We start from the raw sequence: 19,811 nt of genomic DNA on the forward strand, positions 1-19,811 counted from the left end.
GCCGACCTGGTCGCGATGACGCGCCGCCCGCGACGCGACCTGCTCGCCGGGCTCACCGTCGCGATCGTGGCGCTGCCGCTGGCGCTCGGCTTCGGCATCTCGTCCGGCATGGGCGCGGAGGCGGGCCTGGCGACCGCGGTGGTCGCCGGCGCGCTGGCGGCCGTGTTCGGCGGCTCGGGGCTGCAGGTGTCCGGGCCGACCGGGGCGATGACCGTGGTGCTGGTGCCGATCATGGCCCAGCACGGCGCGTCCGGCGTGCTGACCGTCGGCGTGCTGGCCGGCCTCATGCTCATCGCGCTCGCGCTGGCCAAGGCCGGCAAGTACATGGCGCTGGTGCCCGCCCCCGTGGTCGAGGGCTTCACCATCGGCATCGCCTGCGTGATCGGGCTCCAGCAGGTGCCCGCCGCGCTGGGCGTGCCCACGCCGGAGGGCGAGAAGGTCGTCGTCGTCGCCTGGGAGGCCGTGCGGGACTTCGCGGCCCGGCCGCAGTGGTGGGCCGTCGGCATCGCGCTGGCCGTCGCCGCGATCATGATCGTGGGGGCGCGGTGGCGGCCGACGGTGCCGTTCTCGCTGCTGGCCGTGGCCGCCGCCACCGTCGCCGTCGCGCTGGTGGACCTGCCGGTGTCGACGATCGGCGAGCTGCCCGCCGGGCTGCCCGCGCCGTCGATCGGCTTCATCGACCCGGCCGCACTGTCGTCCCTGATCGCCCCGGCGATCGCGGTCGCCGCGCTGGCCGGGCTGGAGTCGCTGCTGTCGGCGGCGGTGGCCGACGGCATGAGCGTCAACCATAAGCACGACCCGGACCGCGAGCTGTTCGGGCAGGGCCTGGCCAACCTGGTCTCACCCATGTTCGGCGGCGTCCCGGCCACCGGCGCCATCGCCCGCACGGCGGTGAACGTCCGCTCCGGCGCCTCCTCCCGGCTGGCGTCCCTGGCGCACGCCGGCATCCTGGCCGTGATCGTCTACACGGCGGCCGGGCTGGTGGCGAAGATCCCGCTGGCCGCGCTGGCCGGGGTGCTGCTGGCCACGGCCGTGCGGATGGTCGAGGTCGGCTCCGTCAAGGCGATGGTCCGCTCGACCCGCGGCGACGCGGTGGTGCTGGTGCTGACCGCGATCGCCACGCTGGCGCTCGACCTGGTCCAGGCCGTCATCCTCGGCCTGCTCGTGGCCGGGGCCCTGGCACTGCGGTCGATCGCGCGCAACGTCCGCCTGGACGCGATGCCGATCCACGACGACCTGACCGGCGACCACACCGACCAGGAGCTCGACCTGCTGGCCGAGCACATCGTCGCCTACCGGCTGGACGGGCCGCTGTTCTTCGCCGCCGCGCACCGCTTCCTGCTGGAGCTGTCAGAGGTGGCCCACGTGTCGGTGGTGATCCTGCGCATGTCCCGCGTCACCACCATCGACGCCAGCGGCGCGCTCGTCCTCGGCGACGCCATCGCGCGCCTGCGGCACCGCGGCATCACCGTGTACGTCTCCGGCATCAGGAACGGGCACCACAAGCCGCTGCGCGCGCTGGGCGTGATCGAACGGCTGGCGGAGGAGGGCCGCGTGTTCGCCACCACCCCGGAGGCCATCGCCGCCGCCCGCGACCACCTCCACCACAAGGGCGTCATCCCCGCCACCACCGGCTGAGGCCCCACGGGTTGCCGTTATGGCAAAGATGTTTGCGATCAGGTGGGGCGCGGGCAGACCATTTCCCCGGAAGGGGAGGTGTCATGAGTCGTACGTACGAGGTGGTCGTGGTCGGCGGTGGGGTCGCCGGGCTGAGCGGGGCGGTCACGCTGGCCAGGGCGCGGCGGACGGTGCTGGTGGTGGACTCGGGCCGGTCGCGCGAGGAGCCCGCGATCCCGGGCGTGGGGCGGGAAGAGGTGGCGCGGTACGGGGGCGAGGTCGTCGACGGGACGGTCACCGAGGTCGGGCGGGTGGACGGCGGCTTCCGTGTCGCGCTGGCCGGCGGTTCCTCGGTGGTGGCGCGGCAGCTGCTGGTGGCCACCGGGGTGAGCGAGGAGCTGCCCGGCGTGCCCGGCCTGGCCGGGCGGTGGGGGCGGGACGTCGTGCACTGCCCGGACCGCCACGGCTGGGAGATGCGCGACCGGCGCGTCGCCGTGCTCGCCACCGGCCCGATCGCGGCGCACCAGGCGCTGACGTGGCGGCAGTGGAGCGCGGACGTCACGCTGTTCCTGCACACCGCGCCCGAGCCTGCGGGCGAGGAGTACGAGCGGCTGGCCGCCCGTGACATCGCCCTGGTCAACGGGAAGGTCACCGGCCTGGAGGTGACCGGAGACGCGCTCACCGGCGTCACCATGGCCGACGGGCGGGTCATCGCCTGCGAGGTGCTGGTGGTCGCCCCGCGCGCCTCCGCCCGGGCCGGCTTCCTCGCCGGGCTCGGCCTGGAGACCGAGGAGCAGCGGGTGGCCGGCGTCCCGGCCGGCGTGCGGCTGGCCGCCGACGCCGCGGGCGCGACCGGCGTGCCGGGGGTGTGGGCGGCGGGCGGCGTCACCGACGTGACCGAGACCGCGCTCGGCGCCGCCGCCGCGGGCGCCCGCGCGGCCCGTGCGGTCAACGCCGACCTGATCGCCGAGGAGGCCCGCCACGCGGCCGAGACCCGTCCCGTCCCGTTCTCCGCCGAGGCGGAGCGCGGGGTCTCCGAAGGCGTGCAGAAGCGGCGCCTGCACAACAGGTACGCGGCGGACCAGGAGATGTCCGGTCAGCAGTGGTGGGACGCCCGCTACAGCGGGAGCACCCGGGTCTGGAGCGGCCGGCCGAACATGATCCTTTCCAGGGAGGTCCCGGCGCTGACCCCGGGCACCGCGCTCGACCTGGGGTGCGGTGAGGGCGGCGACGCGATCTGGCTCGCCGGTCAGGGCTGGCGCGTCACCGCGGCCGACATCTCGGGCGTGGCGCTGGAGCGCGCGGCCCGGTTCGCCGCCGAGGCCGGGGTGGCCGATGCGATCGACTTCCAGCGGCACGACTTCGGCGCGTCCTTCCCCGCCGGCACCTACGACCTGGTCTCGGCGCACTACCTGCACTCGTACCAGGATCTGCCGCGCGAGCGGATCCTGCGCGCGGCAGCCGGTGCGGTCGCGCCCGGCGGTGTGCTGCTGATCGTCGGCCACGCGGGGTGGCCGTCCTGGCAGGACGACCACCCGGACGTGCACCTTCCCTCCGCGCGGGAGGTGCTGGACTCGCTGGAGCTGGCGGAGGGCGAGTGGGAGGTGGAGCTGTGCGAGGAGTTCGAGCGCGCCCAGGACGCGCCCGACGGCACCCCCGGCACCCGCACCGACAACGTGCTCAAGATCCGCCGACTGGACCCGGGCCGATGATCACGCGACCATGAGATGTGCTCACATCGTTCTGGTACGCCAATCCCGCCGCCCGCCACTGGAGCTGCGCGCTCCCGTCGGACCAGGCCAGGAAACTCCACGCCAAGCTGCCCGGCTACTCCCCCACCCCCCTCACCGAGCTGCCCGCGCTGGCCGGAGACCTGGGCGTGGGGCGGGTGCTGGTCAAGGACGAGTCGTCACGGCTGGGGCTGCCGGCGTTCAAGGCGCTGGGGGCGTCCTGGGCGATCCACCGCATCCTGGAACGGCGGGAGGGGCCGCTGACGCTGGTCACCGCCACCGACGGCAACCACGGCAGGGCCGTCGCCCGGATGGCCCGGCTGCTCGGGCAGCGGGCGCGGGTGTTCACCCCCGGTGGCGTGCACCCCGAGGCCGTGGCGGCCATCGCTGCCGAGGGCGCCGAGGTGACCGAGGTGGGCGGCAGCTACGACGAGGCGGTGCGGCGGGCGGCGTCGGCCGCCGGGGAGCCGGGCGCGGTGCTCGTGCAGGACACGGCCTGGGCCGGGTACGAGGAGACGCCCGGCTGGATCGTGGAAGGGTACGCGACCCTCTTCGCGGAGCTGGACGAGCAGCTCGGGGAGGCTCCCGGGCTGGTGGCGGTCCCGGCGGGCGTCGGCTCCCTGGCCCAGGCGGCGGTCGCCCACTACCGGGCCCGGCCGGGCGGCACCGCCGTCATGACCGTGGAGCCGGAGACCGCCGCGTGCGTGCTGGCCAGCCTGCTGGAGCGGCGGCCGGTGCGCGTCGAGACCGGCGACACCATCATGGCGGGGCTCAACTGCGGCACCCCGTCCAGCCTGGCCTGGCCGTACCTGCGTGACGGCCTGGACGCGGCCGTCGCCGTCGGGGACGCCGACAGCACCCGCGCCGCGAGAGAGCTCCTGGCTCTGGGCGTCGACGCGGGACCGTGCGGCGCGGCCTCGCTGGCCGGGGTCCGGGCCGCCCTGGACTCGGCCGAGCGCCGCGCGTCGCTCGGCGTGCGGCCGGGCTCCACGGTGGTGCTGCTCAACACGGAGGGGACCACGGCGAACCCGGCGCTCTGCCCCGCGGGCAAGGACTGACCGCGGCTTTCAGCGGACTCTCAGACAGTGCCGGTATCCAGGAGGCCATGGACGCGAAGGTGCTGGTCGTCGACGACGAGCCGAACATCCGCGAGCTGCTCTCCGAGGCGCTGCTGCTCAACGGCTTCACCGTGACCACCGCGTCCAGCGGGTGGCGCGCGATGGACGCGGTGGCGCGGGAGAGGCCGGACATCGTGGTGCTCGACGTGATGCTCCCCGATCTGGACGGGTTCGCGGTCGCCCGGCGGCTGCGGGAACGCGGCGAAAGGCCGATGGTGCTGTTCCTGACCGCCAAGGACGCGGTGTCCGACCGGATCGCCGGGCTCACCGCGGGCGGCGACGACTACGTGACGAAGCCGTTCAGCCTGGAGGAGGTGGTGCTGCGGGTCCGGGCGATCCTGCGCCGCGCCCGCCCGCCGGAGGACCGCGCGGGCGACGGCGTGCTCCGCTACGCGGACCTGGAGCTGGACGAGGAGGCGCACCAGGTGCGGCGGGCGGGCCGGGCCATCCACCTGTCGCCGACCGAGTTCAGCCTGCTCCGCTACCTGATGGTCAACGCCGAGCGGGTGGTGTCGAAGGGGCAGATCCTCGAAAGCGTGTGGGACTACGACTTCGACGGCGACAGCCGGATCGTCGAGTCGTACATCAGCTACCTGCGGCGCAAGATCGACGTGCTCGGCCCGCCGCTGATCCACACGCTGCGCGGCGTCGGCTACCGGTTGCGGGACCCGTCATGAGACGGGTCGTGAACCGGCCGTGGCCGCTGCGGCACCGGTTGCTGGCGGCGCTGGTCGGCCTGTCCGCCGCCGGGCTGGCGATCTTCGCGGTGTCCGGGGTGCTGCTGCTGGACCGTTCGCTGATGGCGCGGGCGGACGGCCAGCTCGCCGAGTTCGCCGACCGGGTCGGCAGGCGCCCGCCGCCGATCGCGCCGCCGCCGCGCCCTGACGAGGTGCGGGTGCCCACCCGGTTCGACGTGGACGTCTACAGCCCGGCGGGGACGCTGCTGGAGGACGTCCCCACCGGCGCCCAGGACGGCCCGGCCGTGCCCGCCGAGCTCGTCGCCGGGCCGCCGCGCGGCCCCTTCACCGTGCCGGGCGAGGACGGCACGGGCGATTGGCGGGTGCTCGTCGTCCCGCTGCCGGACGGCAACCGGGCGGCGGTGTCGATGTCGCTGGAGTCCGACGACTCCACCGTGCGGGAGCTGCTGGTCATCCAGCTCGCGGCGGGCGGGCTGGTGCTGGGCCTCCTCGCCGCCGCCGCCCTGGCGGTGGTGCGGCTCGGGCTGCGCCCGCTCACCCGGATGGAGCGTACGGCCGAGGCCATCGCGGCCGGCGACATCGACCGCAGGGTCGCCGACAGCGACCCGCGCACCGAGACGGGCCGGCTCGGCACGGCGCTCAACGTGATGCTCGAACGCCTGGCCCGCGCGCTGCGCGAGCGCGAGCGCTCCGAGCGGCGGCTGCGCCACTTCGTCGCCGACGCCTCGCACGAGCTGCGCACGCCGCTCACCTCCATCCGCGGCTTCGCCGAGCTCTACCAGCACGGCGACGCGCCCAGGGACCCGGCGGCGGAGCGGCTGCTGCGCCGCATCGGGAGCGAGGCCGAGCGGATGGGCGTGCTGGTGGAGGACCTGCTGCTGCTCGCGCGCCTCGACCAGGAGCCCGCGCTGGAGCTGACCACGGCAGACCTGCACGTGCTGGCCGGTGACGTGGTGCACGCCGCGCACGCCCGCGACCGCGACCGTCCGGTCCGCCTGACGCTGTCCGACCGGCCGGTGCGGGTGAGGGGCGACGAGCACCGGCTGCACCAGGTCATCGCCAACCTCGTCGGCAACGCGCTCACCCACACCGCGCCCGGCACCCCGGTGCGGGTGACGGTCGGGCACGCCCGTGTCGGCACGCCCGAGGGCGTGCACGCCGGGCCGGGACCGGCTCCGGGCACCGAGGCCGCGCTGGTGGAGGTGGCCGACGAGGGTTCGGGCATCGACGCCGAGCACCTGCCGTACGTGTTCGACCGGTTCTACCGCGCCGATCCGAACCGCTCCCGCGACCAGGGCGGCACCGGCCTGGGGCTGGCCATCGCCGCCGCGCTCGTCAGCGCCCACGGCGGCCGGATCGAGGTTTCCAGCTCCGGGCGGGGGACCCGTTTCCGCGTTCTGCTCCCGTCCGCCTGACCTTCACGGCGGGTTCACACACTATTCCCAGGTTCGTCGGGTCACATATCGGCATGCTGCGCCTTTTCAACCGGTACGAGATCAAGTACCTGATGGACGCGGGCCTCGTGGACGAGCTGCGCGCGGAGCTGGAGCGGCGGCTCGACCGGGACCGGCACTGCCCGGACGAGGGCTACGCCATCTGGAGCGCCTACTACGACACCCGGCACCTCCGGTTCTACTGGGAGAAGATCGAGGGCCTGAGGTTCCGCCGCAAGCTGCGCATCCGCCACTACGGCGACCGGTCCTCCGCCGCCGGGGACACGCCCGTGTTCGTGGAGATCAAACAGCGGGTCAACCGGGTCACCCAGAAGCGGCGGGTACGCGTGCCGTACCTCGACGCGCTGCGGCTGTGCGACGGCCGCGAGATGATCGCCCACGAGCCGTCCCAGCGCGCCTTCCTCGAAGAGGTGCTGGACCTGGTCTGCCGCCTGGACCTGCGGGCCACCGCCATGACCGGCTACACCCGCCACGCCTACCTGGGCAGGGACGCCGACACCGGGCTGCGGGTGACGTTCGACCGGCGGGTGCGGGGCCGCGACCGCGACTTCGGCTTCGGCACCGACGCGCGGAACCGCTTCATCGTCCCGCCGCACAAGGCGATCATGGAGGTCAAGGCGAACGAGCGCGTCCCGTACTGGCTGACCGACCTGACCGCCAAGCGGAACCTGCAGGTCGTGCGGGTCTCCAAGTACTGCCAGAGCATCGAGGCGCACGGGCTGGCCCCGCGCTCCGTCTTCCACGTCCCCGATCATGATCTCTCGGAGGCATGACCCCCATGGACTTCTCGTTCCAGGATCTCTCGGGCACGTTCAGCGTGGCCGACGTCGCCATCGCGATGACGCTGTCGTTCGTGCTCAGCGCCATGATCGGCTGGGTGTACCGGGCGACGCACCGCAACGTCTCCTACAGCCAGTCGTACGTGCAGACGCTGGTCGTCCTCGGCATGCTCATCTCCCTGATCATGCTGGTCGTCGGCTCGAACATCGCCCGCGCGTTCGCCCTGGTCGGCGCCCTGTCGGTGGTACGGTTCCGCAACGCCATCAAGGAGACCCGTGACGTCGGGTTCATCTTCCTGGTGATGGGCGTGGGCATGGCCGTCGGCACCCGCTTCTACCTGCTGGCGGTCGTCGCCGCGGTGACGATCTCGCTGATCGTCGTGGTGATGCACCGGTTCGACTGGTTCCAGCTGAACGTGCGCCGCCAGGTGGTGAAGGTGCAGGTGCCCGCCGACGAGGACCACACCCACGCCATCCAGGACGTGCTGATCCGCCACACCGACGAGTTCGAGCTGGTCAGCATGGAGTCGATCAGGGGCGGGGCGCTCACCGAGCTGATGTACACGGTGAAGATCAAGAAGGGTGGCGAGCCGGCCGACCTGATGGCGGCCCTGCGCGAGCGCAACCACGGCCAGTCGGTCACCGTCCTGACCGGCTACGACCAGACCGACCTTTGACATCCTCCCCGTGCTGAAGCACGGGGATTCCAACCGCAACTACCCCACGAGGAGGAGGTCGTGTTGAGGTTCGCGGTGCACCGGCCCGGCAACCCGTGGCCCTTCCCGCGCAGACACGGCATGCCCTGCCGCGTATGCGATGTTCCTGGCCGCGTTCACATCGGCGTTGCCGGCGTATCCGCAGGACCGGCACCGGTAACGCGTTTGGCTCTCACGCGCTTGCCGGTCCACGATCCCGCACGCCGAGCACCGCTGACTCGTGTACGCGGGGCTGACCTTCACCATCCGCCCGGGCGCCTTGTCCTCCAGGCGTCGGACGAGACGACCCCATCAGGCGGCCAAGATCGACCGATTCAGCCCCGCCTTGGCCCGGACATTACGGCCCGGCACCTCGACGGTGCCGCGCGCCGACCGGGCCATGGCACCGATCTTCAGGTCCTCGACGGCGATCACGTCGAACCGCCGGGCCAGGCCCGTACTGACCTTCTCCACCCAGTCTTTACGCCGGTCGCTCTCGCGTGCCTTCACCCGGGCGATGGCGGCCTTGACCTCGGCACGCCGGTTAGATCCGCGCCTGGCCCTGGCGAGCTTGCGCAACAGCCGCCGAAGGCGCGCCTTCTCCGCCTCACGCAGCCCGGGAGCATGCAGCATCTCCCCGCTCGACAGGGCGGCCGACACAGCCACACCCCGGTCCACACCGACGACCTCGCCCGTACCCGGCGCCGGGACGGGGTCAGGGACGGCGGCGAACGCCACATGCCACCGCCCGGCACGGTCGCGGGTGACCCGATACGACTTCACCCCGTCAGGGACGGCGCGCGACCAGCGGAAACGGATCCATCCCACCTTCGGAACCCTCACCTCGCCCACGTGCCGCGACAGGCGGCGCACATCACCCGCTCTGACGGCGACGATCCGGAACCCCTCACCCCGCCCGCGCCTGCGCCACGTCGGACGCCTGTGGGTTCCGCCGAAGAAGTTCGCCATGGCTTGCGCGAAGTCCTTCAGCGCCTGCTGCTGAACGATGATCGACCCGGTGCGCAGCCACGCGAACTCCGCCCGCGCCTCGGTCAACTGGCGGCACTGCTCGGCGAACCCCGGCGCGCTCCCGCGGCCCGGCTTCCAGCAAGCGTGCTGCTCAACCGCGAGATTCCACACATACCGGGCGTGCCCGCAATGCTCCAGCAGCGCCTGCTCCTGGGCAGGCGACGGCTGGAGCCGGTAGCGGGACACGCCGATCAAACTACCGACCACCACCGACAGAACCGGGAGACCACAGTGTCCGGCCGTTCCGGCTTTCCTCCCCGCCCTGAAGGACGGTGCCTCCAGCCTGTAGGTATCCGGTGACCAGGCTCAGGCGCCGGCTGCCGGTCAGGCTCCGGCAGAACGGGAAGCTCCTCGCCGCCTGCGCGGCCTTCCTGGGCGTGTGCTGGGGGGTGTTCGGCAGCGGCACGGTCCGCCCGTACGCGGTCTCGGTGTCCGGCGCCTCGGCCGTCGTCACCCAGGACGTCACGGGCACGAAGGACCTGTTCGACACCTCGGTCGCGCACCAGATCACGCTCACGTTCCGGGACGAAAGCTACCAGGACATGCTGACCGCGTACCTCAAGGACGGCGAGAAGGAGTACGTCGAAGCGGACCTGACCGTCGACGGCACCACGATCCCGAGCGTCGGCATCCGGCTCAAGGGCAACTCGACGCTGGCGGGGCTCACCTGGAAGGGGCAGAGCGCCGGCCGCCGGCCGGCCGGGAGACCCGGCGGCGAGCGCCCCGAGGGCTTCCGGCCGCCCGACGGTTTCCAGCCTCCTCGCGAGGGCGGCCGGGGGCGCGGCGGCACGGGCGGCTTCGGCGCCGCGCTGAAGGCGGAGGAGCCGGAGACCCTGCCCTGGCTGATCAGCTTCGACGAGTTCGCAGAGGGCCGCCGCTACCAGGGCCACTCGCAGGTCGCCGTCCGCCCCGTGACCGGCCGGGCCCCGACGATGCTCAACGAGGCGCTCGCCATCTCCACCGTCGGCGCCGCGGGCGAACCCACCCAGAGCTTCGCCTACAGCGCGTTCACCGTGAACGGCCGCACCTCGGCGCCCCGCCTGGTGGTCGAGTACCTCGACGAGGGCTACGCCGAGCACCTGGGCGACGGCGTACTCTACAAGTCGCTCGCCACCGGCTCCTTCACCTACAAGGGCGAGGACCAGACCCGGTACACCTCCGACTTCAAACAGGTGAACAAGGTCGGCGGCACCGACCTGCAGCCCGTGATCAACCTGATCCGGTGGGTGGACGAGGCGTCCGACGAGGAGTTCGCGGCCGGGCTGCCCGCACGCCTGGAGGTGGAGTCGTTCGCCCGTTACGTGGCGCTGCAGGAGCTCATGCTCAACTTCGACGACATGAGCGGGCCTGGCAGGAACTACTACCTCTGGTACGACCTGGGCACCCGCAGGTTCCGGGTCGTCACGTGGGACCTCAACTTCGCCTACAGCGGCGACGCGTTCGGCGGCGGGCGGACGGGCGGCCACAAGCTGAAGGAACGCTTCCTGGCGACCCCCGCCTTCAAGAAGCTGTACGAGGAGCAGTACGCCGCACTCCACCGGAAACTCATGGCCGGCGGCATCCTGTCGGGCCTGCTCGACGACATCGTCCGCGGCTACAAGCTCAACGCCGGAGCCGGCGCGGTCGACGCCGACGCCGAGACGCTCCGCGCCCTCCTGCGCGAGCGCGCCGAGGCGACGAGCGCCGGCTGAACCTGCCTCATACTTCAGGACCAACGGCGAATGAGCTCTCCAGCGGGATTCGGGTCAGGGGCGGCGGTTCCTAGGTTCTCCTCATGCCATCCCTGGTCGAACTCGTCCACCGGATCGACACCGCCACCCCGCCGGGCCGTGACCGCGCCGTCGACGGGCTGCGCGCGCTGGCGATCGCCGGCGTCGTGCTGGGCCACTGGCTGGTGACCGCCCTGGTGGCCGGCGGCGACACGCTGCGCGCCGGCAGCCCGCTGCGGGTCATGCCGGAGCTGGCGCCGGTGTCCTGGGTGCTCCAGACGCTGGCGGTGTTCTTCCTGGTGGGCGGGCTGGTGAACGGCCGCCGCCGCGGCCCGTACGGCGCGTGGCTGAAGGCACGGACGGCGCGGCTGTTCCGGCCGGTCGGCGCGCTCGCGGGGGTGTGGGCGGTGGCCGCGGGCGCGATGTTCGTGTCCGGGGCCGAGCTGGAGACGGTGCGCACGCTGGGCACGCTGGTGGTGTCGCCGCTCTGGTTCCTGCTGGTGTTCGCGCTGCTCACCGCCGCCACGCCGCTGGTGTCGCGGCTGCACCCGGCGTGGCCGCTCGCCGCCGTCGCCTGCGCCGACCTCGTCCGGTACGGGCTGGGCGGGCCTTCCTGGGCGGGCTGGGTGAACGTGGTGGCCGGCTGGCTGGTGCCGTACTGCCTGGGCCTGACCTGGGCCGCGCGCGGCCTGCCGGGGAGGGCGGCCGGGTGGGGGCTGGTGGCCGGTGGCGGGCTGGCGGCGATCGGGCTGGTGGCGTGGGGCGGGTACCCGGCGGCCATGGTCGGGGTGCCGGGCGCGCCGGTGTCCAACCTCGACCCGCCGACCCTGGCCGCCGTCGCCTTCGGGCTCGCCCAGTGCGGGGCGGCGGCCCTGCTGGCCGGCCCGCTGCGGCGGCTGCTGGCCAGGCCCGCGGCGTGGGCGGCGGTGGCCGCGGTCAACCTGGCGGCGATGACCGTCTTCCTCTGGCACCAGACCGCCATGATCGCCGTCACCGTCGCCGGCCTGCACGCCGGTGGCCGCCTGCCCGGCCTGCACACGGCGCCCGACGGGCTCGGCTGGGTGGCGGCCCGGCTGGCCTGGCTGCCGGCGTTCGCGGTCGCGCTGGCCCTGTGCTGCCTGCTCTTCCACACCTACGAGCGATCTTCCGTACGGGCTCCGCGCCGTAGGGTGGAGCCGTGATCGGGACCCTGCGGTCGGACCTGTGGACGGCGGCGGCCGATCCGCTCCCCCGCATGCGCGGCCCGCGCCCGCTGGCGCGGCTGCCGCACGTCCTGGTGGTGCTGTACGCGGTCGTCATGGTCGATGCCGCGGGCGGCCACGGCGACCCCACCTATTCGCCGCTGGCGATCGGGCAGGCGGCGGCGGTGGTGCTGGCCCTGTTCCGCCCGGTCCCGGCCTGGTGGGTGTCGCTCCTGGTGATGGCGGTCGGCTCGCAGACCGGCCTGCCGGTGCGGGAGCACCCGATCTACCTGTCGCCCGGCACGCCGTTCTCGTGGTCCGGTTTCGCGGCCGCGCTGCAGGCCATGCTGTTCCTGCTGGTGGCGTTGCGGGTCAGGCCGAGAGTGCTGGCCGAGATGGTGGCGATCACCGTGCTGGTGGCGCTGGCGTTCCTGGTCGGCGAGCCGTGGGGCCACCACACGGGCGCGGCGGCGGTGTGGCTGGTCATCGTCCTGGCGGCGGCGGTCATCGGGGCCGCGCTGCGCGGCGCCCGGGTGGCCCGCACGCAGCTCGTCGTGCAGGAGGAGGTCACCGCCGAGGAGCGGGCGCGGCGGGCGGTGCTGGAGGCGCGCAACCGGATCGCGCGCGAGCTGCACGACGTGGTCGCCCATCACATGTCGGTGATCTCCATTCAGGCGCAGGTGGCCCCGCACCTGGTGGAGAACCCGTCGCAGGAGCTGAAGGACAATTTGGCGGGCATCCGGCAGAACGCGGTGGAGGCGCTCGCCGAGCTGCGGCGCGTCCTCGGCGTGCTCCGCTCGGCCGACGGACCGGCGGACGACGCCCCGCAGCCGACGCTGGACCAGGTCGACGAGCTGATCGCCAAGGTCCGGGCTGCCGGGCTCACCGTCACCGCCACGACCACCGGCGAGCCGAGGCCGCTGTCGCCCGGCATCGAGCTGTCGGCCTTCCGCATCCTGCAGGAGGCGCTCAGCAACGCCATGCGGCACGCCCCCGGCGCCTCCGTACGGGTCGAGATCGCGTACCGGCCCGGAACGCTCGCGCTCACCGTGCGCAACACCGCGCCGCGGCGGCCGGCCCCGCCCTCGCACGGGGCCGGGCTCGGCCTGCTCGGCATGCGCGAACGCGCCCACATGCTGGGCGGCGAGCTGGCCGCGGGTCCCACCCCCGACGGCGGCTACGAGGTCACCGCCGCGCTCCCCGCCGAGGACACCGCATGATCCGCGTGCTCGTCGCCGACGACCAGACGATGGTCCGCCAGGGCTTCACCGTGCTGCTGAACGCCGAGCCCGGCATCGAGGTCGTCGGGCAGGCGGTGGACGGACTGGACGCCGTCGCCAAGGTCGCCGAGCTCTCCCCCGACGTGGTGCTCATGGACATCCGCATGCCCGGGCTGAGCGGCATCGAGGCGACCCGCCGGGTCAGCGGCGCCGTCAAGGTGCTGGTGCTGACGACGTTCGACCTGGACGAGTACGTGTACGAGGCGCTGCGGGCGGGCGCCTCCGGGTTCCTGCTGAAGGACGCCTCGGCGGCGGAGCTGGCGCACGCGGTGCGGGTGGTGGCCGCCGGTGACGCCCTGCTGGCGCCGGGGGTGACCAGGCGGCTCATCACCGAGTTCTCCCGGATGGCCGGGCCCCGGCAGCGCATGGACCGCCTCTCCGGCCTGACCGAGCGCGAGACCGAGGTGCTGGCGCGGATCGCGCAGGGCCTGTCGAACGCGGAGATCGCCGAGCGGCTGGTGCTCGCCGAGCAGACGGTCAAGACCCACGTGAGCCGCATCCTGGTCAAGCTCGGCCTGCGCGACCGCACCCAGGCCGCCGTGTTCGCCTACGAGACAGGGTTGGTCCGCCCGCCGAACCCGTAGGGATTTCCTGCCGAACAGCGATCAGGGTGGCGTCAGACAGGCGCGTACTGAGCGGCCAGGGCTTACGGCTTCTTAACATCCATACTCCTAAAGTACTAGGAGACTAGATGAATGGAGAAGCTGTTGATCGAGTTCTACCTCGACAGCCGGTCCGGCGTCTCGCCCTATCAGCAGCTGGTCCAGCAGGTGCGGCACGCGCTGCGGCTGGGGCTGCTGCGCGTGGGTGACCAGCTTCCGACGGTCAAGGACGTGGTGGCGGGGCTGGCGATCAACCCCAACACGGTGCTCAAGGCCTACCGGGAGCTTGAGCACGAGGGCCTGGTGGCCGCCCGGCCGGGGGTCGGCACGTTCGTGACCGCGACGCTGGCCGGCGCCTCGCTGGCCGCGCACGGCCCGCTCCGCGCGGATCTGCGGCGCTGGCTGGAGAAGGCACGCAGGGCCGGGCTCGACGACGAGAGCATCGAGGCCCTTTTCATGACCACCTTTCGGACCGCCTCCCAGGAGGAAATAGCGTGACTTCTGTCCTGCAAGCCCAGGAACTGGGCAAGAAGTACGGCAAACGCTGGGCGTTACGCGAGTGCACCGTCGACATCCCGGCCGGGCACGTGGTCGGCCTGGTGGGCCCGAACGGGGCGGGCAAGACCACACTGCTGAAGCTGGCCGCCGGCCAGCTCGAACCGACGGCGGGCGCCATCACCGTGCTGGGCGGCCGGCCGGCCGGCGGCCCGGCGCAGCTGGCCAAGGTCGGGTTCGTCGCCCAGGACACCCCGGTCTACTCGGGGCTGACCGTCGCCGAGCACCTGCGCCTGGGCACCCGGCTCAACCCCCGCTGGGACGCCGGCCTCGCGCGGGAACGGATCACGCGGCTCGGCCTCCCCTCAGGCCACCGGGCGGGGAAGCTGTCCGGCGGCCAGCGCGCCCAGCTCGCCCTCACCCTGGGCCTGGCCAAGCGGCCCGAGCTGCTGATCCTGGACGAGCCGGTCGCCTCGCTCGACCCGCTCGCCCGCCGCGAGTTCCTGCAGGGGCTGATGGAGGCCACCGTCGAGCACGAGTTCAGCGTGGTGCTCTCCTCCCACCTGGTCGCCGACCTGGAACGGGTCTGCGACTTCCTGATCGTGCTCGTCGACTCGCGCGTGCAGGTGGCGGGAGAGGTCGACCGGCTGCTGTCCACCCATCACCGGCTCACCGGCCCCCGCCGCGACCCCGCCCGGCTCCCCGCCGGCCAGCAGGTGATCTCCGCACGCCACACCGACCGGCAGAGCACGTACGTGATCCGCACCGACGCCCCGATCCACGACCCCGCCTGGACGGTCACCCGGCTCGACCTGGAGGACCTGGTCCTGGCCTACATGGACAGGTACGTCGCCGATGACCGGCGGCCCGTGCTGGAGGTGCGGCGATGATCTGGCTGACCTGGCGGCAGTTCCGCGGCTCGGCCGTGATGATGGCCGCCGTTCTCGGCGTGCTCGCCGCCGTGCTGGCCGTGACCGGCCCCGGCCTGGCCTCCGGTTACGCCTCCGGGATCGCCGCCTGCGCCCAGGACGGCAGCTGCGGCCGCTTCTACGACCGCTTCTTCGACACGTACCAGCTCCCGTTCATGGCCCTGACCCTCGTCGTGCTGCTCCTGCCGGCCCTGGCGGGGCTCTTCTGGGGGGCGCCGCTGATCACCCGCGAGCTGGAGGCCGGCACGCACCTGCTGGTGTGGAACCAGAGCATCACCCGCGCCCGCTGGCTGACGGTCAAGCTCGGGCTCGTCGGCCTGGTCACGGTGGCCGCCGCCGGCCTGTGCGGCCTCATGGTGACCTGGTGGTCCGACCCTCTGGACAAGTCGGCCGCCGACGGGCTGGGCCTGATGGCTCCCCTGGTGTTCGGCGCGCGCGGCATCGCCCCGATGGGGTACGCGGCCTTCGCCTTCGTCCTCGGGGTGACCGTGGGCATGCTCGTGCGCCGCATGCTGCCCGCCATGGCCCTCACGCTGGCCCTGTTCGCCGTGGTCCAGCTCGCGATGCCGATGCTGGTCCGGCCCCATCTGATGTCCCCGGTCACGGCGTCCTTCGAGCTCGGCCAGGCGAACGTGGACGGCATCGGCATGGACCGCGACGAGGGCGGCGCCGTGCACGTCATGCTGAGGTCGGCCGTTCCCGGTCACGCCGGCGCTTGGGTCCTGTCCAGCGAACTCGTCGACCCGTCCGGGCGCACTGCCGGCGCGGAAGGCACCATCGGCGTCTCCACCACGTCGGGACCCTGCGCGCCGTCCGGAGGCATGGACACGTGCGTGGCCGAGATCAACCGCCTCGGCTACCGGCAGCAGGCGACCTACCACCCCCTCGACCGTTTCTGGCCCTTCCAGTGGATCGAGACCGGGATCTACGCCCTGCTCACCGCCGGCCTGGCGTGGTTCTGCTTCTGGTGGACCAGGAGGCGTCTGTCATGACCGCCGCCAGGATCGCGGCGGCCGGGATCGCGCTCCTCCTGGCGGCGGCCTGCGCCGCGCCGACGCCACCGCGCGGCGAGGCGGGCACGGCGGCCGGCACGGTCTGCGCGCGGCCCCAGAGTCCGCCCGGTGCGGAGACGGCCACCACGATCGACGTCATCGAGCAGGCGTACTTCTGCATCCTCGGCAACTACTACGGCGGCGCCACGCTGGACGCCCGCACGCTGCTGCTCACCGGATTCGCCGCCCTGACGCAGGAACTCAACCGCAACGGCCGCGACGTGCCCGAGGCGGCCATGCCGGCGCTGACCGGTGACAGGAAAGCCGACTGGACGGCTTTCGAGACCGTCTACCGGAAGACCACCGACCAGGTGCCCGGCCTGCGCGACGAGCTGGCCGTGGTCACCCTGGAGGCCATGGTGGCGGCGCTCGGCGACAACCACGCCCGCTGGGCGCACGGCGTCGAACGGCACCCCGACGCCTACGACGGCGACGGCTACGGCCTCGGACTCCAGGCGAACGTCGACGGCCCGCAGGCGACGGGCAACCCCGGCACGGCCCTGCCCCCGCTGTTCGTCACCGCCGTGGAGGGCGGCGCGGCGCACGCCGCCGGTCTGCGCCCCGGCGACGTCATCGAGTCGATCGACGACTCGGCGCCCTTCCTCGACGGGAAGGCCACCGCCGCGATCGCCGCCCTCTACCCGCGCTACCCGCAGGCCCGCCCGGTCCGGCTGCGGCTGCTGCGGGAGAGCACCGGCCGCCGCTGGAGCGTGACGCTCAAGCCCGGCCTCTACCAGCGGGACCTGGCCACCTTGCAGGCGGTGCGGTCGAAGCTGCTGGACGACGTCGCCTACGTGCGGTTGCGGGGGTTCGGTTCCGACGCCGCGAACAGGGTTCTCAAGGCGGTCGCGCGGCTGCGTACCGGACGGACGCTCTCCGGCGTCGTGCTGGACCTGCGCGGCAACGGCGGCGGCAGCCCCGTCGAGGCGGTCCGGCTGGTGAGCGCGTTCGCCCACGGCGAGGTCACCGCCTACCAGTGCACCGCGGAAGGCGACTGCGAGGCCATGCGGACCGACGACACCGTCGAACTGGTCGGCCTGCCGCTGGTGGTGCTCACCGACCGCGGCTGCGCCTCGGCGTGCGAGCACTTCAGCTCCGCGATCAAGGACCTGGGCGCCGGCCGGCTGGTCGGCACCAGGACCGCCGGGGTCGTCTCCGGCCCGGCGCAGCCGTACCTGCTGAGCGACAACACCCTGCTGAGCCTCCCCTCCAGGCACCACCTCGGTCCCGATCGCGAGGTGATCGACCGGATCGGCGTGCCGCCCGACCACCACGTGGCCCCGGCCCCGCGCGACGCGGCCGCCGGGCGCGACCCCGCGCTGGCCAAGGCCCTGACCTTGCTGCGGAAGTGAAGGGACCCTGCGATGAGACACCTCCTGGCGGTCCTGGCCGTCCTGGCCGTGTCGGCCTGCGCCGCGCCGACGCCGCCCCGCTCCGCCGCCCCGTCGCCCACGCCGACGGGCCCGGCCGTCCTGCCCGAGCCCTCCGGCGCCCATCCGGTCGGCACCACCGTCCTGCACCTGAAGGACACCTCCCGCCCCGACCCCTGGGACCTCGACGCCGAAGCCAGGGAGCTCAAGGTCACCCTGTGGTACCCGACCAGGCAGCGCGACGGGGAACGCGCGCCGTACATGACGCCGCGGGAATCGGAGCTGTTCCTCAAGGGCTCCAGGATCACGGGCGTTCCGTACGACGCGCTCAGCCGGACCCGCACCAACGCCGTCGAAGACGCCGAACCCGCGGGGCGGGACCTTCCGCTGGTCGTGCTGTCCCCCGGCTTCACCAAGCCGTTGAGCACGCTCACGTCCCTGGCCGAGGACCTGGCCAGCCGGGGGTACGTGGTGGCGGGGATCGACCACACCCACGAGAGCTACGCCACGACCCTGGCCGACGGCCGGGTGGCGGAGTGCCTCGCGTGTGACAGCGACGCCGATCCGGGCTTCGGCGCGGGGGTGGTCCAGGTCCGGGCGGCCGACGTCTCCTTCGTGCTCGACCAGCTGCCGTCCCGGTGGGACGGCGCCGGGCTGATCGACCGCTCCAGGATCGCGATGGCCGGCCAGTCGATCGGCGGGGCGAGCTCGGTGGCCGTCATGGTGAAGGACTCCCGGGTACGCGCCGGCATCGACATGGACGGCACCACCTACGCCCGGATCCCAGAAGGCGGGTTCTCCAGGCCGTTCATGTTCATCGGCTCGCCGGAGCACGTCCCCGGCGGCCGGGACACCACCTGGGAGCGCGACTGGAAGCTGCTGACCGGGTGGAAGCGGTGGATCGTCATGAAGGGCGGGGACCACCAGTCCTTCACCGACCTCCCGGTGCTGGCGGGCGCCCTCGGCATCGGACCCGCCGGCCCCGAACTGGCGGCGGCGCGCGCCGCCGAGCTCACCCGGACGTATGTGGCGGCCTTCCTCGACCAGCATCTGAAGGCGGAACGCCAGCCCCTGCTGGACAAGCCGTCGGCTCGGTATCCCGAGGTCGCGCACTGCGCCCCGGGCGGCGGGGCCTGCCTCTAGCCGCACGTCCCGCCCGGCGCTCGGCGAGGTTCGCCCCGGCTCAGGCGGCCGGGGCGAACCTGGCGGCGTGGTCGCGGGCGAAGTCGGCGACGTCGCGCGGCGGGCGGCCGAGCAGGCCGGCGACCGCGTCGGTGGTGAAGTCGCCCCAGCCGGAGACGTACGCCCGCGCGTACTCCTCCAGCATGTCGGCGATCCATTCAGGGACACCGTGGCCGAGCAGCGTCTTGTGCTTGGCCTCGTCGCTGACCGGCAGATAGGCGACCGGCCTGCCGAGGACGCGGCCCAGCTCGGCCGCCACCTCGTCGAAGGTCAGCGAGCGCGGGCCGGTGAGCGTGTACGTCCGGCCGTGGTGACGGTCGGGGGCGTCGAGGAGCACGCGGGCGGCGCATTCGGCGATGTCGCGCACGTCGATCATGCCGACCCTGGACGAGGCGACGTTCAGCGAGAACGTGCCGGTGGCCGCGATGTCGCCCGTCTCGTTCAGCAGGTTCTGCATGAACCAGTGCGGGCGCAGGATCGTCCAGCGCAGACCGGACCGTTCGAGCTCCTGGTCCGACAGCGCGTGCAGCCTGCCGCTGCGGTTCGGCGCGTCGTGCGCCGCGCCGATCACGGACAGGCGCACGACGCGCTCCACGCCGGCCTGGCGTGCCGCCCACACGGCGTTCATGCTGTTCTCCGGAGCGCGCGGGCTGTTCGGGGTGAGCAGCCACAGGTCCTGCACGCCCTCGAAGGCGGGCGCCAGCGACCGGGGGTCGCCGAGGTCGCCGACGACGACCTCGGCCCTGTCCCTCAGCCCGTCCGCCCTGGACGCGTCGCGGACGAGGGCGCGCAGGCGGACGTCGGCCCCTTCCAGCGCGTCGATCAGCGCGGTGGACACGGTTCCGGTGGCTCCGGTGATCAGTACGGTGCGTGACATGTTCGTTCTCCTCG

Annotated in this window: 18 protein-coding genes and 1 pseudogene; 16 read left to right on the forward strand and 3 right to left on the reverse strand. The window is 73.2% G+C overall.

Annotation, left to right across the window (positions count from 1 at the left end; translation table 11 throughout):
• Positions 1–15: 15 nt before the first annotated feature.
• The 7 genes from ACZ6YG_RS15840 to ACZ6YG_RS15870 all read left to right on the forward strand — a co-directional run bounded on the left by ACZ6YG_RS15840 (position 16) and on the right by ACZ6YG_RS15870 (position 8,073).
• Positions 16–1,638, forward strand: coding sequence for a SulP family inorganic anion transporter (locus tag ACZ6YG_RS15840; RefSeq protein ID WP_466018484.1), 1,623 nt, complete (start codon positions 16–18; stop codon positions 1,636–1,638).
• Positions 1,639–1,721: 83 nt separating this feature from the next.
• Positions 1,722–3,329, forward strand: coding sequence for an FAD-dependent oxidoreductase (locus ACZ6YG_RS15845; RefSeq protein ID WP_466018386.1), 1,608 nt, complete (start codon positions 1,722–1,724; stop codon positions 3,327–3,329).
• Positions 3,330–3,346: 17 nt separating this feature from the next.
• Positions 3,347–4,405, forward strand: a complete 1,059-nt coding sequence (locus ACZ6YG_RS15850; protein WP_466018387.1) for a pyridoxal-phosphate dependent enzyme — start codon at positions 3,347–3,349, stop codon at positions 4,403–4,405.
• A gap of 47 nt (positions 4,406–4,452) precedes the next feature.
• Positions 4,453–5,142 carry a response regulator transcription factor gene (locus ACZ6YG_RS15855; protein ID WP_148031657.1) on the forward strand — a complete coding sequence of 230 codons (690 nt, stop codon included), beginning with the start codon at positions 4,453–4,455 and terminating at the stop codon, positions 5,140–5,142.
• Complete coding sequence (locus ACZ6YG_RS15860; RefSeq protein ID WP_466018388.1) at positions 5,139–6,578, forward strand: sensor histidine kinase; 1,440 nt, start codon at positions 5,139–5,141, stop codon at positions 6,576–6,578. The genes ACZ6YG_RS15855 and ACZ6YG_RS15860 overlap by 4 nt, the downstream gene beginning before the upstream one ends.
• Before the next feature lie 53 nt (positions 6,579–6,631).
• The gene (locus ACZ6YG_RS15865) at positions 6,632–7,390 is read left to right on the forward strand and encodes a VTC domain-containing protein (RefSeq protein WP_466018389.1); all 759 of its coding nucleotides are present in this window, start codon (positions 6,632–6,634) and stop codon (positions 7,388–7,390) included.
• Positions 7,387–8,073 carry a DUF4956 domain-containing protein gene (locus ACZ6YG_RS15870; RefSeq protein ID WP_246640289.1) on the forward strand — a complete coding sequence of 229 codons (687 nt, stop codon included), beginning with the start codon at positions 7,387–7,389 and terminating at the stop codon, positions 8,071–8,073. The genes ACZ6YG_RS15865 and ACZ6YG_RS15870 overlap by 4 nt, the downstream gene beginning before the upstream one ends.
• Before the next feature lie 39 nt (positions 8,074–8,112).
• On the opposite strand, the pseudogene ACZ6YG_RS15875 reads toward ACZ6YG_RS15870, so the two are convergent.
• Together ACZ6YG_RS15875 and ACZ6YG_RS15880 are read right to left on the reverse strand one after the other, a co-directional pair.
• A pseudogene (locus ACZ6YG_RS15875) lies at positions 8,113–8,391 on the reverse strand (zinc ribbon domain-containing protein); the annotation flags it as partial.
• 12 nt (positions 8,392–8,403) lie between these two features.
• Positions 8,404–9,306: an RNA-guided endonuclease InsQ/TnpB family protein gene (locus tag ACZ6YG_RS15880; RefSeq protein ID WP_466018390.1), complete on the reverse strand. Its 903-nt coding sequence runs from the start codon at positions 9,304–9,306 to the stop codon at positions 8,404–8,406.
• Between the two features lie 110 nt (positions 9,307–9,416).
• On the opposite strand from ACZ6YG_RS15880, the gene ACZ6YG_RS15885 reads away from it, so the two are divergent.
• The 9 genes from ACZ6YG_RS15885 to ACZ6YG_RS15925 all read left to right on the forward strand — a co-directional run bounded on the left by ACZ6YG_RS15885 (position 9,417) and on the right by ACZ6YG_RS15925 (position 18,881).
• Complete coding sequence (locus tag ACZ6YG_RS15885) at positions 9,417–10,811, forward strand: CotH kinase family protein (protein ID WP_466018391.1); 1,395 nt, start codon at positions 9,417–9,419, stop codon at positions 10,809–10,811.
• 83 nt (positions 10,812–10,894) lie between these two features.
• Positions 10,895–12,010, forward strand: a complete 1,116-nt coding sequence (locus ACZ6YG_RS15890; RefSeq protein ID WP_271276522.1) for an acyltransferase family protein — start codon at positions 10,895–10,897, stop codon at positions 12,008–12,010.
• Positions 12,007–13,230, forward strand: coding sequence for a sensor histidine kinase (locus ACZ6YG_RS15895; RefSeq protein WP_466018392.1), 1,224 nt, complete (start codon positions 12,007–12,009; stop codon positions 13,228–13,230). Before ACZ6YG_RS15890 ends, ACZ6YG_RS15895 begins: the two co-directional genes overlap by 4 nt.
• Entirely contained in the window at positions 13,227–13,874 is a 648-nt protein-coding gene (locus ACZ6YG_RS15900) for a response regulator (RefSeq protein WP_271276520.1), read from the forward strand. The genes ACZ6YG_RS15895 and ACZ6YG_RS15900 overlap by 4 nt, the downstream gene beginning before the upstream one ends.
• Positions 13,875–13,985: 111 nt before the next feature.
• A complete protein-coding gene (locus ACZ6YG_RS15905; protein ID WP_148031663.1) occupies positions 13,986–14,390 on the forward strand; it encodes a GntR family transcriptional regulator in 405 nt (134 codons plus the stop codon).
• Positions 14,387–15,277 carry an ABC transporter ATP-binding protein gene (locus ACZ6YG_RS15910; protein ID WP_466018393.1) on the forward strand — a complete coding sequence of 297 codons (891 nt, stop codon included), beginning with the start codon at positions 14,387–14,389 and terminating at the stop codon, positions 15,275–15,277. The genes ACZ6YG_RS15905 and ACZ6YG_RS15910 overlap by 4 nt, the downstream gene beginning before the upstream one ends.
• A complete protein-coding gene (locus ACZ6YG_RS15915; protein WP_466018394.1) occupies positions 15,274–16,308 on the forward strand; it encodes an ABC-2 transporter permease in 1,035 nt (344 codons plus the stop codon). Before ACZ6YG_RS15910 ends, ACZ6YG_RS15915 begins: the two co-directional genes overlap by 4 nt.
• Complete coding sequence (locus ACZ6YG_RS15920; protein WP_466018395.1) at positions 16,305–17,720, forward strand: S41 family peptidase; 1,416 nt, start codon at positions 16,305–16,307, stop codon at positions 17,718–17,720. Before ACZ6YG_RS15915 ends, ACZ6YG_RS15920 begins: the two co-directional genes overlap by 4 nt.
• A gap of 12 nt (positions 17,721–17,732) precedes the next feature.
• Positions 17,733–18,881 carry an alpha/beta hydrolase family protein gene (locus tag ACZ6YG_RS15925; RefSeq protein ID WP_466018396.1) on the forward strand — a complete coding sequence of 383 codons (1,149 nt, stop codon included), beginning with the start codon at positions 17,733–17,735 and terminating at the stop codon, positions 18,879–18,881.
• A 40-nt stretch (positions 18,882–18,921) separates the two neighbouring features.
• Here the strand turns inward: ACZ6YG_RS15925 and ACZ6YG_RS15930 are convergent, their stop codons facing one another.
• Positions 18,922–19,797, reverse strand: a complete 876-nt coding sequence (locus ACZ6YG_RS15930; protein WP_466018397.1) for an SDR family oxidoreductase — start codon at positions 19,795–19,797, stop codon at positions 18,922–18,924.
• Positions 19,798–19,811: the final 14 nt, after the last annotated feature.

This window comes from Nonomuraea sp. NPDC054003 (assembly GCF_055585125.1).

Coding starts and splice junctions, on each gene's coding strand:
- ACZ6YG_RS15840 (WP_466018484.1), top strand. CDS start 16: ATGACGCGCCGCCCGCGACGCGACCTGCTCGCCGGGCTCACCGTCGCG.
- ACZ6YG_RS15845 (WP_466018386.1), top strand. CDS start 1,722: ATGAGTCGTACGTACGAGGTGGTCGTGGTCGGCGGTGGGGTCGCCGGG.
- ACZ6YG_RS15855 (WP_148031657.1), top strand. CDS start 4,453: ATGGACGCGAAGGTGCTGGTCGTCGACGACGAGCCGAACATCCGCGAG.
- ACZ6YG_RS15860 (WP_466018388.1), top strand. CDS start 5,139: ATGAGACGGGTCGTGAACCGGCCGTGGCCGCTGCGGCACCGGTTGCTG.
- ACZ6YG_RS15865 (WP_466018389.1), top strand. CDS start 6,632: ATGCTGCGCCTTTTCAACCGGTACGAGATCAAGTACCTGATGGACGCG.
- ACZ6YG_RS15870 (WP_246640289.1), top strand. CDS start 7,387: ATGACCCCCATGGACTTCTCGTTCCAGGATCTCTCGGGCACGTTCAGC.
- ACZ6YG_RS15890 (WP_271276522.1), top strand. CDS start 10,895: ATGCCATCCCTGGTCGAACTCGTCCACCGGATCGACACCGCCACCCCG.
- ACZ6YG_RS15900 (WP_271276520.1), top strand. CDS start 13,227: ATGATCCGCGTGCTCGTCGCCGACGACCAGACGATGGTCCGCCAGGGC.
- ACZ6YG_RS15905 (WP_148031663.1), top strand. CDS start 13,986: ATGGAGAAGCTGTTGATCGAGTTCTACCTCGACAGCCGGTCCGGCGTC.
- ACZ6YG_RS15915 (WP_466018394.1), top strand. CDS start 15,274: ATGATCTGGCTGACCTGGCGGCAGTTCCGCGGCTCGGCCGTGATGATG.
- ACZ6YG_RS15920 (WP_466018395.1), top strand. CDS start 16,305: ATGACCGCCGCCAGGATCGCGGCGGCCGGGATCGCGCTCCTCCTGGCG.
- ACZ6YG_RS15925 (WP_466018396.1), top strand. CDS start 17,733: ATGAGACACCTCCTGGCGGTCCTGGCCGTCCTGGCCGTGTCGGCCTGC.
- ACZ6YG_RS15930 (WP_466018397.1), bottom strand. CDS start 19,797: ATGTCACGCACCGTACTGATCACCGGAGCCACCGGAACCGTGTCCACC.